The 16,981-nt window shown below is 36.9% G+C and carries 15 protein-coding genes and 1 tRNA gene; 6 read left to right on the plus strand and 10 right to left on the minus strand.

Translation table 11 applies throughout. From position 1 onward, the window contains the following. Positions 1 to 25: 25 nt before the first annotated feature. Both AAGF08_RS07190 and fbp read right to left on the minus strand, forming a co-directional pair. Entirely contained in the window at positions 26 to 1,201 is a 1,176-nt protein-coding gene (locus AAGF08_RS07190; RefSeq protein ID WP_343510471.1) for a PQQ-dependent sugar dehydrogenase, read from the minus strand. 70 nt (positions 1,202 to 1,271) lie between these two features. Next, positions 1,272 to 2,306: a class 1 fructose-bisphosphatase gene (fbp, locus tag AAGF08_RS07195; RefSeq protein ID WP_343510472.1), complete on the minus strand. Its 1,035-nt coding sequence runs from the start codon at positions 2,304 to 2,306 to the stop codon at positions 1,272 to 1,274. Positions 2,307 to 2,363: 57 nt separating this feature from the next. Here fbp and AAGF08_RS07200 point away from each other — a divergent pair, with 57 nt between their 5' ends. Both AAGF08_RS07200 and AAGF08_RS07205 read left to right on the plus strand, forming a co-directional pair. Then, positions 2,364 to 3,653 carry an aspartate kinase gene (locus AAGF08_RS07200; RefSeq protein WP_343510473.1) on the plus strand — a complete coding sequence of 430 codons (1,290 nt, stop codon included), beginning with the start codon at positions 2,364 to 2,366 and terminating at the stop codon, positions 3,651 to 3,653. Positions 3,654 to 3,724: 71 nt separating this feature from the next. Next, on the plus strand, positions 3,725 to 4,843 hold the full coding sequence (locus tag AAGF08_RS07205; RefSeq protein ID WP_343510474.1) for a Gfo/Idh/MocA family oxidoreductase: 1,119 nt from the start codon (positions 3,725 to 3,727) through the stop codon (positions 4,841 to 4,843). 8 nt (positions 4,844 to 4,851) lie between these two features. Here AAGF08_RS07205 and AAGF08_RS07210 read toward each other — a convergent pair whose 3' ends face one another. Genes AAGF08_RS07210 through AAGF08_RS07220 form a run of 3 tightly spaced genes read right to left on the minus strand, consistent with a single transcriptional unit; the run spans position 4,852 to position 6,705 of the window. Continuing rightward, positions 4,852 to 5,349 carry an N-acetyltransferase family protein gene (locus tag AAGF08_RS07210; protein ID WP_343510475.1) on the minus strand — a complete coding sequence of 166 codons (498 nt, stop codon included), beginning with the start codon at positions 5,347 to 5,349 and terminating at the stop codon, positions 4,852 to 4,854. A gap of 2 nt (positions 5,350 to 5,351) precedes the next feature. Further along, entirely contained in the window at positions 5,352 to 6,227 is an 876-nt protein-coding gene (locus AAGF08_RS07215; protein WP_343510476.1) for a fructosamine kinase family protein, read from the minus strand. Then, positions 6,220 to 6,705: a low molecular weight protein-tyrosine-phosphatase gene (locus AAGF08_RS07220; RefSeq protein ID WP_343510477.1), complete on the minus strand. Its 486-nt coding sequence runs from the start codon at positions 6,703 to 6,705 to the stop codon at positions 6,220 to 6,222. The genes AAGF08_RS07215 and AAGF08_RS07220 overlap by 8 nt, the downstream gene beginning before the upstream one ends. A 187-nt stretch (positions 6,706 to 6,892) precedes the next feature. On the opposite strand from AAGF08_RS07220, the gene AAGF08_RS07225 reads away from it, so the two are divergent. The 4 genes from AAGF08_RS07225 (at position 6,893) to panB (ending at position 10,434) form a co-directional block, all read left to right on the plus strand. Next, positions 6,893 to 8,143, plus strand: a complete 1,251-nt coding sequence (locus AAGF08_RS07225; protein WP_343510478.1) for a glycosyltransferase N-terminal domain-containing protein — start codon at positions 6,893 to 6,895, stop codon at positions 8,141 to 8,143. Continuing rightward, positions 8,133 to 9,056: a ribosome small subunit-dependent GTPase A gene (gene rsgA, locus AAGF08_RS07230; RefSeq protein ID WP_343510479.1), complete on the plus strand. Its 924-nt coding sequence runs from the start codon at positions 8,133 to 8,135 to the stop codon at positions 9,054 to 9,056. Before AAGF08_RS07225 ends, rsgA begins: the two co-directional genes overlap by 11 nt. Before the next feature lie 61 nt (positions 9,057 to 9,117). Next, complete coding sequence (locus tag AAGF08_RS07235; RefSeq protein WP_343510480.1) at positions 9,118 to 9,609, plus strand: phosphoribosyltransferase family protein; 492 nt, start codon at positions 9,118 to 9,120, stop codon at positions 9,607 to 9,609. Between the two features lie 3 nt (positions 9,610 to 9,612). After that, the gene (gene panB / locus AAGF08_RS07240; protein WP_343510481.1) at positions 9,613 to 10,434 is read left to right on the plus strand and encodes a 3-methyl-2-oxobutanoate hydroxymethyltransferase; all 822 of its coding nucleotides are present in this window, start codon (positions 9,613 to 9,615) and stop codon (positions 10,432 to 10,434) included. Between the two features lie 262 nt (positions 10,435 to 10,696). Here the strand turns inward: panB and AAGF08_RS07245 are convergent, their stop codons facing one another. From AAGF08_RS07245 to AAGF08_RS07265, 5 genes are all read right to left on the minus strand, one after another. Continuing rightward, positions 10,697 to 11,902, minus strand: a complete 1,206-nt coding sequence (locus AAGF08_RS07245) for a glycoside hydrolase family 57 protein (protein WP_343510482.1) — start codon at positions 11,900 to 11,902, stop codon at positions 10,697 to 10,699. Next, on the minus strand, positions 11,899 to 13,188 hold the full coding sequence (locus AAGF08_RS07250) for a glycosyltransferase family 4 protein (RefSeq protein ID WP_343510483.1): 1,290 nt from the start codon (positions 13,186 to 13,188) through the stop codon (positions 11,899 to 11,901). Before AAGF08_RS07250 ends, AAGF08_RS07245 begins: the two co-directional genes overlap by 4 nt. A gap of 10 nt (positions 13,189 to 13,198) precedes the next feature. After that, positions 13,199 to 15,115 carry an amylo-alpha-1,6-glucosidase gene (locus AAGF08_RS07255; protein ID WP_343510484.1) on the minus strand — a complete coding sequence of 639 codons (1,917 nt, stop codon included), beginning with the start codon at positions 15,113 to 15,115 and terminating at the stop codon, positions 13,199 to 13,201. A 331-nt stretch (positions 15,116 to 15,446) separates the two neighbouring features. Then, positions 15,447 to 15,522, minus strand: a tRNA-His gene (locus tag AAGF08_RS07260). Between the two features lie 76 nt (positions 15,523 to 15,598). Then, positions 15,599 to 16,942: a dihydroorotase gene (locus tag AAGF08_RS07265; protein ID WP_343510485.1), complete on the minus strand. Its 1,344-nt coding sequence runs from the start codon at positions 16,940 to 16,942 to the stop codon at positions 15,599 to 15,601. Positions 16,943 to 16,981: the final 39 nt, after the last annotated feature.

Genomic DNA, 16,981 nt, shown 5'->3' on the forward strand with positions numbered 1-16,981 from the left:
GCCTTTTTTTAGATCTTAATTTCCATTATCTGATGGGAATAATTTTTATTAATAGACCCGTAGCTTGTGTGACGGCATACAGATAACCATCCGGACTTTCTTTCACCTGTCTAACTCTGCCAATATCCTGGAGGATAATTTCTTGGGAAAGCGCTTTGGTTCCATCCATATCAACTCTGTTTATATGCATCTTGGCAAGCGCTCCTATCAAAATATCTCCCTTCCATGCTGGATATTTATCAGAAGTAACCATCGTGATTCCTGCTGTGGCAATTGAAGGCACATAATAAGTAACCGGCTGTTCCATACCTTCTTTCTTAGTAATTTCCGTAATCGTGGTACCGTCATAGTTTTTACCATAAGTGATTACCGGCCAACCATAATTTTTACCTTTTTCTATCAAGTTTAACTCATCCCCGCCCATTGGGCCATGCTCTGACTCCCAAAGTCTGTTATTTGCCTTGTCGAAATAAAGTCCTTGAGGATTTCTGCTCCCATAAGACCAAATTGAAGGAACAGCTTCAGGGGTATTTACAAATGGATTATCTTCAGGGATTCTTCCATCATCATGGATTCTATGAATTTTTCCATGTGAATTAGTGAGTTCCTGTGCATTTTCTGGTCGATTGAACCTGTCACCATTTGAATAAAATAAATAGCCATCATTATCAAAAACTATTCTACTTCCATAGTGATTTCCCCCTTTCCAAGCAGGCTGAGATTGGATCAACTCCTCTTGATCAACAGCAGTAGTTCCGTCAAGTCTGAATCGCATGATCGCAGTAGTTGTTTCTTCTTCAGATACTTGTTTTGCATAACTAATATATAGCCAGCCATTTTCACCATAATTAGGATGTGCTTGGATATCTAGAAGCCCTCCCTGTCCTTTAGTGGATACTTCAGGTAGACCTTGGACTTTTTCGCCAGTAAATTTATCGTCTTTGAAAATTAGGATTTCACCTTCTTTCTCAGTTACCAATAAAGTACCGTCTGTCAACCAGGTCATGCCCCAAGGATTGTCAAAACCTGTATACAAGGTGTCGACATTGAAAAGTAGTTTTTCTGATTGGACTGCATAAGTTTCATCGATAGGTTCTGCAGGAACTTCTTCTTTTACCTCAGTTTTTTGACTACAGGAGAAAAGAAGTGATATGGCAATCGCTAGCTGAGAAAAGTTAACTATTCGTTTTTTTAGCTTCATATGTATTTCGTTTGAGGCGTAAAGATAATAGATGTTCTTCAAATAATGTTTCCAAGAATTTGAACCTCACTTATAAAAGTGAGGCGGCACTTTTTTGAAAGTAAGACAATGCATCTTTTACCATTTTTTTTGAGCCAATGAAGAGTGGTGTTCGTTGGTGAAGACTTTTTGGTTGAATTTCCAAAATCCTTTTACTTCCGTCCGTGGCAGTACCTCCTGCTTGTTCGGCTATAAAAGCTAGGGCATTTGCTTCATACATAAGTCTCAATTTTCCATGAGGATTCTTCTTGGTAGCTGGATAAATGTAAATACCACCCTTCAATAAATTTCTGTGAAAATCTGCTACTAAACTTCCAATATATCTTGCTGAGTAATTCTTGTTTTTACAGGAATCAACATAAGCTCTCACACCGTTTTCCCATTCATTTTGGGTTCCTTCATTTATGGAATAAATTGAGCCATTTTCCGGTGCTTGAATTGAGGGATGGGAAAGAAAAAAATCTCCTAAGGATTGCTCATAGGTAAAACCATTTACACCAAAACCTGTGGTATATACCAGCATGGTTGATGAGCCATACAATATGTATCCAGAAGCAACTTGTTCCGTTCCTGGCTGCATGATGTCTTCTTCCAAAATAGGGCTTCCCACAGGAGTTTTTCTTCTATAAATAGAAAATATAGTTCCTATGCTGATGTTAACATCAATGTTGGAGCTACCATCTAATGGATCGATGGCTACCACATATTTCCCTGATTTATTTTGAAGATCGATGACCGCATCTTCTTCTTCGGAAACTATGGCACAGACTTCGCCACCTTTGCTTAATGCTCGAATGAAACGAATATTTGCAATCACATCTAATTTCTGCTGTTCTTCTCCCTGCACATTAGTCTGACCAAAAGCCCCTCCAATATTGGAAAGCCCAGCTCTATTTGTTTCGCGATTGACTATCTTCGAAGCTAACGCTATGTCTCTTAGAAGTTGGGATAGTTCTCCAGAGGCAAAGGGAAAATCACTTTGTTTTGATTTGATAAAGCGGTCTAATGTGGTTCCTACAGAATAAGCTAGGCCACTTTGATTTGGTTGGTAAGGTAGTATTTTCATTTCTTGAAAAAGTACAATAATTGGATTTAGTTTCTTGAAAATTAAGAATAATATTTTATGACAAAAACGATTATTTTCAAATTTGGTGGAGCTTCTGTAAAAGATGCCGATGCATTAAAAAATATGGCTAATATTCTCCGTAATCGATTGCGTAGAAATGTTGTAATCGTGGTTTCAGCTATGGGGAAGATGACTAATTTACTGGAGGTGATTCTTAATCTGAAACTTGAGAAAACTGATTATTCTTTGAGTTGTGATATTTTTAAATCTTATCATATTGATATTTGTAAAGCATTATTTCCTAAAAACCATCGAATTTTTCCTGTTTTAGAAAATCAGTTCATTTTATTGGAAAAGAAACTTGAAGGCGAACTTTCCAGCGAAAACTATGATGAATTTTATGATGACATAGTGAGTTTTGGGGAATTGATTTCATCAAAGATTGTAATGGAGTTCCTTTGTTTGGAAGGGCTCATCGTGTTGTGGCAAGATGCTAGAGAAATAATTACCACTAATAATGATTACCGTTTCGCTAAGATCGATTGGGAAAAGACAAAAAAGAATTGTCAATCGGATTTGAAACCTCGATTGGAGAAATTCCCAGTTGTGACCCAAGGGTTTATTGGTGGGAATGAATCTGGGAAGACCACGACTTTAGGTAGAGAAGGTTCAGATTTCACAGCTGCCATTCTTGGTACTTGTTTGAATGCCTCTTCCGTAACAATCTGGAAGGATGTACCGGGAGTATTGAATGCTGATCCTAAAAGATTTTCTGAAACTGTATTATTTAATGAGTTGGATTATAAGCAAGCAGCCGAAATGACATATTATGGGGCATCTGTTATCCACCCGAAAACCATAAAACCTTTAGCGAATGAAGGAATTCCTTTGTTCGTTAAATCATTTTTGCATCCGGATTTGTCAGGAACAAAAATTTGCTCAATAGATTCTTTCACCCCTATACCAACATTCGTCCTAAAAGAGAATCAAGTACTAGTTAGTTTTAAAGTAACCGACTTCACTTTCATTGAAGAAAACCATATTCATAGGGTATATGATGAACTCCGTAGATTAAAACTACGGGTAAACATGCTTCAGATTTCAGCAATAAGTATTTCTTTGGTGATGGATATTCAGCCCTTTAACTTCAAAAAATTACTTGAAAGATTAAGGAGTGAGTTTGAAATCAGATATAATGAAGGCTTAGAATTACTTACAATAATCCACCCAGGAAAAGAATCACTTTCATCTCAATTGGAGGGATTTGAGATATTGTTAGAACAAAGCACAAGAAATACAGTGCAGATAGTAAGAAGAGGAAAAAGCTCGAAAAGCTCTCATAATTAAATTATAAAGGAAGCTTTTCAAGGATTTTCTGTATTTTAAGTGTTGCTAAAAAACGCAAAACAAACCCACCTATGAAAACAAGAAGACTTTTTCTCCAAAAAGCAGGCCTTTCTGCATTAGCTCTTAATCTAACGCCATTTAACCCCCTAACAGCCATGAGTCAAGAGATTTTTAATGAAAGACAAGATGAAAAACCACTCAGAGTTGCCATAATGGGGCTAGGTAGTTATGGTACAAGGGTAGCAAAGGCGATGAAAGACTGCAAGCGTGCAAAATTAGTAGGTGTTATCAGTGGCACTCCATCGAAAATCGAAGCATGGCAAAAAGAATATAATATCCCTTCAAAAAACTGTTATAATTATGAGACCTATCACCAAATTAAAGACAATCCAGATATTGATGCGGTCTATGTGATCACCCCTAATGGTTTACATAAGAATCATACATTGGGAGTGGCAAAAGCTGGAAAACACGTGATTTGTGAAAAACCTATGGCAGTCAATGCAAAAGATGGAAAAATCATGGTTGATGCATGTAAGGCTGCGGGTGTAAAATTATTGATTGGCTATCGAATGCACTTTGAAGCTAAAACCCAAGAAGTTGTCAAAATGCGAATGAATGGTGATTTTGGAAAGGTCCTATTTTTTCAGGGACTCAGTGGGTTTATTATTGGAGATCCAAACCAATGGAGATTGAATTATGAGCTTTCAGGTGGTGGAGCAATGATGGATATTGGGATTTATTCTATCAATGGAGCCAGGTATATGATAGGAGAGGAGCCAATATGGGTTACTGCCCAAGAGACAAAAAATAATCCTGAAAAATTTAAGGAAGGAGTTGATGAGACTATTCAGTTTCAATTTGGATTTCCAGGAGGAGCAGTTGCCTCTTGTTTATCAACCTACAGCATGAATAATTTGGATAAATTTTTCCTTAATGGTTTGAAAGGTTTTGCAGAAATGCAACCATCCACCGGATATGGCCCAATTGAAGGAAGGACACACAAGGGGCCTCTTACAAATCCTCATGTAACTCATCAAACAACACAAATGGATGAGATGGCGGCAATTATATTGGATGGAAAAAAACCATTGGTTCCGGTTGACGGAGAAGAAGGATTAAAGGATATGGTCATAATAGATGCTATTTATGAGGCAGTTAAATCAGGGAAGAAAGTTAGTTTGGTTTAAAAATATTCTTAGTCTAAAGAAAGCTGGACAAAAATTAGGTCTAGCCATTTGTCAAATTTCCTTCCTACCTCTTTAAATCTGCCAATTTCTTGAAAACCAAGTCTTTTATGGAATTCAAGACTATCTAGATTATTAGAGTCTATTCCTCCGACCATTAAATGATAGCCATTCTTTTTTGCGAGGCGAATAAGTTCTATCATTAGTTGTTTACCGAATCCTTTTCCCCTTGCATGTTGGTGTAAATAAATAGAATGTTCTATAGTGTACTGGTATGCAGGCTTAGGCCTGAAAGTTCCATAGGTTGCAAATCCCAACACTTGTTTATCAACTGAAAGCACGATTACGGGCAAACCTTTTTCAGTTTTTTCCCGAAACCAATTTTTCTGAAATGCAATGGTTTTAGGACTGTAATCGTAATTGATGGTTGAGTGAAGAATTTCATAATTATTGATCTCCAGAATTGCATTGAGATCTTTTTCTGTAGCTAATCTGATAATGATATCCATGATTACCTAACATAGCGGTGAATGATTCTTTCGATACCTGGTAGATACGCTGTTCCAAATAAATTTAGGTGAACAAGTAAAGGATACAGGTTATAAATACCCATTCTTGCTTCAAAACCGGGTTCAAGGGGAATGATTGATTCATAAGATTGATAGAAACGAGAATCAAACCCGCCAAATAATCTACTGAATGCTAAATCCATTTCTCTATGACCAAAATAAACGGCAGGATCAATGAGACAAGGTTGGCCTTCAGGATTGCATAGTACATTTCCGGACCATAAATCCCCATGCAAGAGGGATGGTTTCTCGGGAGGGATGATCGATTCAATTACTTGATAAATAGATTGGAATTTTTTTAAAAAATCAAGTGGTATCAATCTATCAAAATATGCCTTGCCTAGAAGTGGTTCCAGTCTTTGTTCTATATAAAAGTCAATCCAATTATTTGTCTGAAGATTTTTTTGAACTAAAGAGGCTATATAATTATCCTCTTTCAACCCAAAAAGGCTATTTGTTTTTAAGTGAAGATCAGCTAAACCAAAGCCTAAAGTTTCCCAATAATCAAGTTGATACCTTCCAGAAGGGATAAATTCCGAAAGTAAAAAATTGTAATCACCGACTCTCCCACACCCAAAAGTCTCAGGTATCTGAAGGAAAGTATTTTTTCGAAGGTAATCTAACCCTTCGGACTCCTTTAATAAAATATCCTTCTCATGATCAAAATTAAGCTTGAGGAAGAAATCTCCAACTGAGGCTTCAATGCGTATACCTTGATTATGGTTGCCTGCAGCTACCAAAGAGGCAGATTTTAATTTTACCTGAGGTCCTAGGCTTTGGAATAGTACTTTTTCGTAGATTTCATTGAGATCATACATATAGTTGATGAGTCTCTTTCACTTTCGTGAGAAAATTATCCAGCGCAACATCCAAGATTTTGTAGATCTCTTCAAACCCTTCATCTCCACCATAATATGGATCTGGAACAGATAATCCTTCAGATCCTGGAACGAAATCTCTCATGAGGAATATTTCCTTATCAGGAAAACCATATCGGGTTTTCATGTTATTGAGGTTTCTAAGATTGTTATCATCCATAGCAATGATATAGTCAAAATCTCTAAAATCAGTTCTGTTTACCTGTCTACCTCTATGATTCATTTCAAGGTTATACTTTTTGCCAGTAAAAATTGTTCTTTCATCAGGAAGTTCTCCAATATGAAAGTCTGAAGTGCCCGCACTATCCGATTTAAAAGATGAAAGAAGATTCGATTCTTTTACTTTTGCATTAAAAATTGCTTCTGCCAAAGGAGACCGACAGATGTTACCTAAACAAACAAATAAAACTTTAATCATACCAATTTAACTCCAAACCAATTATTTCAAAAAATAGACTCTTTTTGAAAGTAGCTATTTTTGAGAATAAATGCACGTGTCAGTTTTTATTTTTTATTTCTATTTTAAAATCAATCAAATTTATTTTTGATTCAAGCCTCTTGAAAGATATGGTTTAGAAGTCCCATTGATTAGCTACTTTTGACAAATGAATTTGCTGTATAGAATAGCTATCGCACTGATAACTGCAGTATTGCCTATTGCGGGCATTTTCAGTGTAAAGATCAACCATTTTTTGAAAGGAAGAAAAGGTCTTCTCAATAAACTCAAGGAATTTAGGTCTAAAAACTCCAGCGATTTAGTTTGGTTTCACGTCGCATCCCTTGGTGAATACGAACAGGCAAAGCCAGTAATAGCAGAATTAAAACTTAAAAGACCTTCAATCTTGGTCCTGATTAGTTTTTTTAGTCCATCAGGTTATGACATTGCCACCCGCAAGGCTCAAGAACATGTAGATTTTATAAGTTACATTCCTTTAGATAGAAAATCTTGGGCTTTTGAATTCGTGAAAATCATGGATCCAACACTGGTGTTTTTTGTGAAATACGATCTTTGGTATCATCATATTTTAGCATTGAAAGAAAAAGGTATTCCAATGATTCTATTTTCTGCATCTTTTAGATCTGACCAAAGATATTTCAAGTCAAATGGTTTTTTCAGAAACATCTTACTTCAGATGGATGAAATTTTCACCCAAAACCTTGAAAGTGTAAGGCTTTTAGAAAGCATTGGATTTAAAAATGGAGTTTTAGCCGGGGATACTAGATTTGATAGAGTTCATGAGACAGCTTTGGCACCCAAAAAATTTCCTGAAATTGAAAAATGGGTTGAAAATCAAAAGGTTGTGGTTTTAGGATCGGTGTGGGAGGAAGATATGCAGCTTTTAATTCCTTTGATCAATCAAAATCAAGATTTTTTATGGATCATCGCTCCTCATGACTTAAATCCTGAGCCAATGAGGATTTGGCAGGAGGCAATCGAAGCTGATTCTATCCGGTACTCAGAGAGTAAGAATTTCGAGGGAAATAAAATTCTTTTTATAGACAATATTGGTATGCTTTCTTCTTTATATCAATATGGGACTTTAGCGTATGTTGGAGGAGCCTTTGGAAAGGGGCTGCATAATATTTTAGAGCCCTTGGGCTTTGAAGTTCCTGTAATTTTTGGAACCCTAAAAAACTCATCCAAATTTCCAGAAGCAGCCCAAAGTGTGAAGGAAAATTGCGGGTTTTCTGTAAAGGATTTGGAAGAATTACAATTGATATTCAAAAAATTGAGAGATGAAAAATTCTATTTTGAATCAAAATTAGGTGCCAAAAATTGGGTAGAATCTAATCTGGGAGCAGCAAAAAAAATAGTCCATAAGGTATTATTAAATTATCCATTAAATGGAAGGTAGAGTTATAAAATCAACTGGGAGCTGGTATGTGGTCAAAGTTGGATCTGAGTTTATATCGGCTAGATTGAAGGGGAAATTCAAACAAGAAGATTTGAAATTGACTAACCCCATTGCTGTAGGGGACTGGGTGACTTTGGCGAAGGAAGATAATCAAGAAACAGCGGTAATATCTGCTATTCATCCCAGGGAAAATTATGTCATTCGAAAATCAACCAGAAAGCAGCATTTTTCTCATATCATTGCCAGCAATGTCGATCAGGCGATGCTTGTGATTACCATGAAACAGCCAAGAACTTCTCTTGGGTTTATTGATCGATTTCTGGTGAGCACGGAGAGTTTCAGGATCCCCGCTATTTTGGTGGTTAATAAATCAGATTTGTTATCAGGTGAAGATGCTGAAGATTGGCTATTGGATATTCACGAGATTTATGAACCCTTGGGATATAAGGTTCTGGAAATTTCTGCTTTAAATGATGCCAAACTTTTTGAAAAATTTCGTCCCTTCCTTCAAAACAAATCAACTTTAATTGCAGGACATTCTGGAGTTGGGAAATCTACTCTCCTGAACAAACTCGTGCCCAACGCTTCTCAAAGTACAAAAGAAATTTCAGGCTTTAGTGCAAAGGGAGTTCATACGACAACTTTCGCTGAACTCTTTCCATTAGAAGGTGGGGGTGATTTAATAGATACGCCTGGTATAAAAGAGTTTGGGATTTTGGATATTGAAGACTTTGAACTTTCCCATTACTTTCCGGAAATGAGAAAGTACCTAGGAGAATGTAAATACAACAATTGCCAGCATATCAATGAGCCAGGCTGTGTAATTAAGAAAAAAGTAGAAGAAGGATATATTCATCCCTATAGATATCAGAGTTATCTCAATATTTTGAATGAAGAGGATTCCTACCGTTAACCCTATCTTTATTTTGAAACCTTAGAGAATTGGCCTAATTTTCATTATTCAACTAATTCACATGAGCGAAGTACTCAATCACCAACAGATCAAGAAAAAAATAACACGGATGGCTTATGAGATTTATGAAAGAAATCTCAATTCTGCAGGAGTTGTTTTTGCTGGAATTTCTGGAATGGGCACCATTCTAGCGGATTTGCTTGTTAAAGAGCTAAAAAAAATATCTCCTTTAAAGGTGGAAGAATTGGAAGTCAAATTGGATAAAACCGATTTGATTTCAGAAGAAATCGAGCTTTCGCATGAAGTTGAGTTGGCGGGGAAAACTCTGATTTTGGTAGATGATGTTTTAAATACAGGGAAAACACTTGCCTATGCAATGAAGCCGTTTCTTGATAAAGAATTATTTAAAATGGAAATCGCAGTCTTGGTAAACAGAAGCCATGGTCGATTTCCCCTAAAACCTGATTATACAGGGTATGAACTTTCTACCACATTGAATGAGCACATCAAAGTGGATTTTTCAGGGGATGAATATTCTGTCCATTTAAACTAAATCATGTCGGTTCACTCTTCAGCAAACATCAAAAGAATTACCACTCATATTCTCCAAGAAATGAAGAATCGGGGTGAAAAAATATCCATGCTTACTGCCTATGATTATTCTATGGCAAAAATTGTCGATGAGGCTGGGATAGATATCATTTTAGTTGGTGATTCTGCATCCAATGTGATGGCTGGTCATGAAACAACTTTGCCAATAACATTAGATCAAATGATCTATCACGCGTCCTCAGTACTAAGAGCTGTCAAAAGAGCTTTTGTTGTGGTGGATATTCCGTTTGGGTCCTATCAAGGAAATAGTTCTGAAGCCTTAAGATCTGCTATTCGGATAATGAAAGAATCTGGAGCTCATGCCATCAAAGTAGAAGGAGGAGCCGAAATTAAAGAGTCTGTGGTAAGAATTTTAAGCGCCGGGGTACCTGTTATGGGGCATTTAGGTCTTACACCTCAATCTATTTATAAATTCGGAACTTATAGTGTTCGTGCCAAAGAGGAATCTGAAGCTTTGAAGCTTCTTGAAGATGCAAAAATTCTGGAAGAGTGTGGGTGTTTTGCAATAGTCTTAGAAAAAATACCAGCCTCTTTAGCTAAAAAAGTAGCAGAATCCGTTTCTATTCCTGTTATAGGAATTGGAGCTGGAGGGGAGGTAGATGGCCAGGTTTTAGTAGTTCATGATTTATTGGGGATTACCCAAGAGTTTAAGCCACGATTTTTAAGGCAATATGCAGATTTACAAACTGTGATGTTAGAAGCATTTGCAAATTATATCAAGGACGTAAAGAGCCGGGACTTTCCGAACGAATCGGAGAGCTATTAATTAAAAAAACGCAGAGCTCCATTGGACCGGCTACAAAACCAACCAAGGAAGCTAATAGACCTGATTTGGGGATTTAGTAAATCCATTAGCAAAAGATTTTTAATAATATTTATTGGTTACCCGGGGCTCAAACTGAAGCTACTAATTTTAAGTTGATGTCAGTCATCACTTTAGAGGAGGGATAATTAGCAAAGTTAATTGGACTTACTATAAACTAAAAAAGACCGAGGGTTTCGGTCTTTTTCTTACTGATATTTTATTTTTAAGCCTCTACAGCACTTGATTTTTCTTTTAAGCGAATCATAAAATCGCTAAGTACATTCATATAATTGATAAATGCATCGTATGGGGAATCATATGGGCTAAAGTAAGAGTGAATATCCCCATCAGAAAAGAACTTGGTACACATGTAATAAAAATGATCCGAGGTTTGGAGATATCTCCAATCCCTTTGAATTTCTTCATCTTCAATCGTATTGACCAATTTTTCAAGATCATATAACCGATCGAACGCTTCATCTTGCAAATCATTACCGAGCCAAGCTGTCAAATCTCTCTCTTCATCAGCCCATGAAATAGGAATAGGAACATGGATTTTTCCAACAGGAGGGATTTTTGATGCAATCTCTGAAGGAGTGGAAAACCCGAAATTTGTTCTTTTGAAAACCGCTTCCGGAAGATGTTTCATAAAATCAAAAATTCCAGTCTCAGCCCATTGGTGCTCGCCAAAGGTCTCATAATCCATGAATAAGTTTAGAGTTTCTTCCTCTTTTGGAATGGCATTAATCCACTTTATGAACTTATCGGTAGTTAATGGATAATCATCCCAAGACTTATTGCCAAATCTGAAAGCAATATCATCACTCAATTGGAAGTTCTTTAATAGTACCTTTAGCTTTGGCTCAATACTATTCACATAAACATAATTGGGGCTTTTCCATCCCAAAATATGCTTAGCCCCTTCAGTGAGCATTGCATCATATCCCATTTCAGCAACCATAGCACCAATTTGATCAGAATAGATCAACTCTGTATTTCGAAATACTTTTGGAGTGTATCCATTAAAAAGTTCCTTGATTTTTGCCTGATGTTTATGAACAAGGTCTTTAAACTCATCTTTACTTTTAAGTGAGGCTAAAGAGTGCGAATAAGTTTCATTTAATAATTCTACATGACCTGTCGCTACGAGTTTCTGAAAACTTTCCAGCACATCAGGGGCATAAGCTTGCATTTGATCCATAAAGGTCCCTGAAATGGAAAAGGTTACTTTGAAACCCCCGTCATATTTATTGATGAGATCAAGGAGCAACGCATTCATGGGCAAGTAACACTTCTGTGCTACCTTACGCATAATACTTCGATTGCTAAAATCGTCCCAATAGTGATGATCCTCTCCAATATCAAAAAAACGATAAGGTTTTAAGCGGAAAGGTTGATGAACTTGAAAGTAAAAGCAAATAGTTCTCATGATTTTTGGGATAAAGTTTTTTCATATACGGTAACAAGCTTGGCGGCCACATGTTCCCATTTAAGTTTCTTAAGTTCTTGACTTCCAAGCTCTTTAAACATTTGAGAAATACCTTTGTAGTGTAATAATGCAAAAATTGCGTCTGCCATTGCATCAATATCCCAAAAGTCTACTTTTATAGCATTCATTAATACTTCTGCTACCCCCGATTGCTTGGAAATAATTACCGGGGTATTGTGCCGTACTGCCTCAAGAGGAGATATTCCGAATGGTTCGGAGACTGAAGGCATTACATATACATCAGAAATCGCATACATATGATCTACATCATCGCCTTTAAGGAATCCTGTAAAATTGAATTTAGTAGCAATTCTTAATTCAGCAACACGGTCTATCATTCTATTTAATAAATCTCCTGAACCAGCCATTACAAATCGGACATTCGGATCTTTTTCAATCACCTTTTTAGCCGCTTCTACAAAATATTCAGGTCCTTTCTGGAAAGTTATCCTGCCTAAAAAAGTGACGATTTTTTCAGGTACTTTCTTCTCATAAGTAGATTTTATTATACTGGCATCTAATACAGCATTATGTAATACAGTTACTTTACTGGCAGGAACACCGTACTTTTTAACAATCGTGTTTTTTGTCAGTTGGCTTACCGCCAAAACATGATCTGCAGCATGCATTCCGGCTCTTTCGATATCATAGACTACCTGGTTTACGCTTTCCCCTGATCTATCATACTCCGTTGCATGAACATGGGCAACTAGTGGTTTTCCACTAATTTCTTTTGCAGCAATACCCGCTGGAAAGGAGAGCCAATCATGTGCATGAATAATTTCAAAATCGCTTCGGTCTCGTGCTATCTGAGCACCTGTTAAAGCATATCTTGAAACTTCTTCCATTAGATTTTTACCATACTTTCCGCTGAACTCATACTTTGTTGTAAAGATACTTTCATCTACATCAGTCCGGTCATGAATAGCATAATCAGTAAATTTCTGATATTCTTCAGGGCCTAGATAGGGAACTAAAAAACTACTTACTTCGAGGTAAGTGAGATTTTTCCAGATGGATTTAAATTTCTTTTCCCTATAATCTATCGATATATCGCTGGCATTTACAAAATCAGCCATAGGTTCCTCATCTCCCCAAAGTTTAGGGACCACAAAAATGATATCCTGTTTATGATGGGTCAAGCCTTTGACTAAGCCATAACAAGCTGTTCCAAGTCCTCCAGAAATATGTGGTGGGAATTCCCACCCAAACATCAATACTTTCATAAAAAGCTATTTAAATCTTTTTGACCAAATCCATCATTCGAAGCAACTCTGCTACACTCCATGCTTGTGAGATAGCACCTTTCGGTCTATGTGGGGGATCCCCATCATATAACTCTGCAACAGTTCCAACTCCATACTGCGTCATTACTCCATCAAAACCTTTAATAATTTTACTTATAAAATTAGAGGCTGACTTACCATGTAATTTAATATAACCCTCGACAAAATGACCTAAAGGCCAAGTCCAAACAGTTCCATTATGATATGCCTGATCTCTACTGATTTGATCACCAAAATAATATCCCTTATAGGCATAATCATCAGGAGATAGCGATCTTAACCCTCTAGTCGTTAGAAGTTTAGATTTAACCATTTCCAATATTAGGTCTTTTTGACTTTCATTGAGCATGGTGTAAGGTAGCGAGGTGGCAAATACCATATTTGGTCTTACAGCCCAATCCTTTTCCTCTCCATTTACTACATCGGCAAGATAACCGTGTTCTTCGGACCAAAATTCTTTTTCGAAAGATTCCTTTGTTTTTTCTGAAAGGGCTTTGATTTCTTCGTCTCCAGTAAGCTCATGATAAAAACAAAGCGCATTATACCATAAGGCCTGAATTTCAACAGGGCACCCGATCCGGGGAGTAACTGGTCCCTCAGGAGTGACAGCATCCATCCAGGTCAGAGCTTTTCCTTCTTCACCCCCGTAGACTAGGCCATTTTCTAAAACTTTGATATTGAAATCTGTTCCTTGAATATATCCATCTATAATTCCCTTCATCTTATCCAGGAATTTATTCTTGATGGTTTTGCTATCTTTTGTATAGGCAACATATTGCTGTAGTGACCAGAAGTACCACAAAGGAGCGTCAATGGAATTCATGTTTGTAATGACTCCACTTCCGACATTTGGAAATAATGGCCCATGAAGATCTTTTGACATGGTCTCCATAATTTCTAAAAAAGTTTCTTTGTCTCCCATGGTCAATGTTAGTCCTGGAGCTGCCACGAAGGTGTCTCTTCCCCACCAGCCAAACCAAGGGTAACCGGCAATTATTCTGGTATCGCCATCTCTTTTTCGGATAAATTGACCAGCAGAATTTTTCAAACAATTTTCAAAGTTATTTCTTGGAATACGTCTGGCTATCTCTTTCTTAAATGCGGATTCTCTGGTTTTAGGGTCCGCTTCTGTTAGGCCAGCAGAAAGAATGACGGATTCACCTTTCTTTATGTCAAATTCAAAGTAACCCGGAACATACAAATCTTCTTGGTAATCATACCCTCTTTCCCTCTCTTGTATGTATTCTACATTGTAATACCAATCTGGAGCAGGCACAAATTCGCCTTTTTTAGAAAGTTGCATGAACAACGGGTCGTACTTCTCATAAAGCTGAAATTTTACTCCATTTGGTGCTTTTCCAAACTTTTTATTTATGAAAGTGTTTGCCTTCATTAAATTATGGTAAGGTCTGAAGGCTAAAAATGGTGCTACCCGGATTTTAGTGGGTGAATGTGCATCCAAGAGGGTATATCGGATCATAACACGGTCTCGATTAGTATCCAATATCAATTCTTTTTGGAGTAAAACTCCTCCAACTCGATAGGTGAGTTTTGGTATTGGTTCTGAATCAAAATCTTCAAGATACTTATGCCCTCTAGGGGAATAATTTCCAGGGAACTTGCTAATTCCCAAATTAAAACTGGCTCCATGCTGAATCACCGTTTCATGAACGGTAGACAGCATGACATGATTTTGGGAATCAATTTGCGGCTGAGGAACAACTAATAATCCATGATACTTCCTTGTGTTACACCCAATAATCGTTGTACTGGTATAAGTTCCAGATCTATTAGTTCTGATAATCTCCCTGTCCAGAGAATAATTTAAATTAATCAGCTGGGTTTTGTCAAAATGGATGTAACTCATAAATAAATTATTGAATGGATTTAAAAATAGAGTTTTGCATCCACAAGAAAAATAATATGGATAAAAAAAAGATTATGAAGCCATAACCTTTAAAAAAAATTATGATTGAAAACCCTCTTTTTGGAATTCCTCGAAATTTTTTAGTGACTCTTCAAATTTTGAAATGTAGTTTTTAGTCATCCTTACATTGATGCGCTTCACTATCGGGAATTTAGGATAAGATTGGAACAAAGTAAACATCGCAAATTGGTTTAGTTTAGGCTCAGTTCGACAAATGTTATGCCAAACAAGGCTTTTTTAAACAACAAAACCCCTCATAAAGAGGGGTTTTGGGTGAAAGACCGGGTTCGAACCGGCGACCTCTGGTGCCACAAACCAGCGCTCTAACCAGCTGAGCTACAATCACCATTTAATCATTTGAGTTCTTCTTTCCCAAACGGTTTGCAAAAGTAATTATTAGGGACATCCGACGCAAGGTCAGGCTTAATAATTTCTTAAAAAACTCAATCTTTCGCCTTTTTTCTCCTCATGGAATGTTCCTTCTTCGTACGCTAAATGTCCAGAAACGATCGTATGTGTAACCTTTGACTTGAAAGTATGCCCTTCAAATGGTGACCAACCGCATTTTGACAAAATATTCTCTTTTTTTACAGTCCAAGGAGAATTTAAATCCACAAGGACAAGATCTGCGAAATAACCTTCCCTAATATACCCTCTTTCCTTAATCTCAAATAAAATAGCAAGGTTATGACACATTTTCTGAACGATCATTTCCAGACTTATCTTTCCCTGGTGATAGAAATCCAACATCGCTACTAAGCTGTGCTGATTTAGCGGTCCGCCGGAAGGAGCTTTGGTGTAAGGCTGAGACTTTTCCTCTAAGGTATGAGGTGCATGATCTGTTGCTATCACATCAATTCTATCATCTAAAACTGCTTTGAAAATTTCTTCACGATCATGCGCAGTTTTTACTGCTGGATTCCATTTTATTAAATTCCCTTTTTTCTCATAATCTTCTTCCGAAAACCATAAATGATGGATGCATGCCTCCGAAGTAATTCTTTTCTTCTCCAATGGAATAGAATTATCAAAAAGTTCTAATTCTTTAGCAGTACTGATATGAAGAATATGAAGTTTGGTTCCATATTTCTTGGCCATAGCTACAGCTCTGCTTGATGCATCATAGCAAGCTTCTTCAGATCTAATCTTTGGATGAAATTTTACTGGGATATCATCGCCATAAATTTCTTTGAAAGATGCCAGGTTCGCTTTAATGATGTCATCATTTTCGCTGTGAATGGCTATCAATATTTTACATTCTTTAAATATCTTCTCTAACACTTGTGGGTTGTCTACCAACATGTTTCCCGTAGACGATCCCTGAAATACTTTGACTCCACAGACTGTTTTGGGATCTACTTTTAGAATCTCATCTAAATTGTCATTTGTCGCACCGAAGAAAAAGGAATAATTGGCTAAAGATACCTCCGATGCTCTTTTATATTTCTGCTCCAACAAATCAATCGTGACAGCTTGAGGGACGGTATTGGGCATTTCCATGTAGGTGGTAGTTCCTCCTGCCACGCCTGCTTTTGCTTCGGTATATATTTCAGCTTTGTGGGTCAAGCCAGGTTCTCTAAAATGCACTTGATCATCAATCAAGCCAGGAAGTAAATATTTTCCTTTGGCATCAAGATGGATATCTGCAATTTCAGAACTCAGGTCTGAACCTATTTTAGCGATTCTTCCATTCTTTACTAAAACATCGCTCGGGCTTATCCGGCCTTCATTGACTATATTTGCGCCGGTGATTAAAATACTTTTCATCGATTCTATCAGATTCATTTTCAAATTATACACTAAAAT

The sequence above is a fragment of the Algoriphagus sp. SE2 genome (assembly GCF_039563885.1).
In the GTDB taxonomy this organism is placed as follows: Bacteria; Bacteroidota; Bacteroidia; order Cytophagales; family Cyclobacteriaceae; genus Algoriphagus.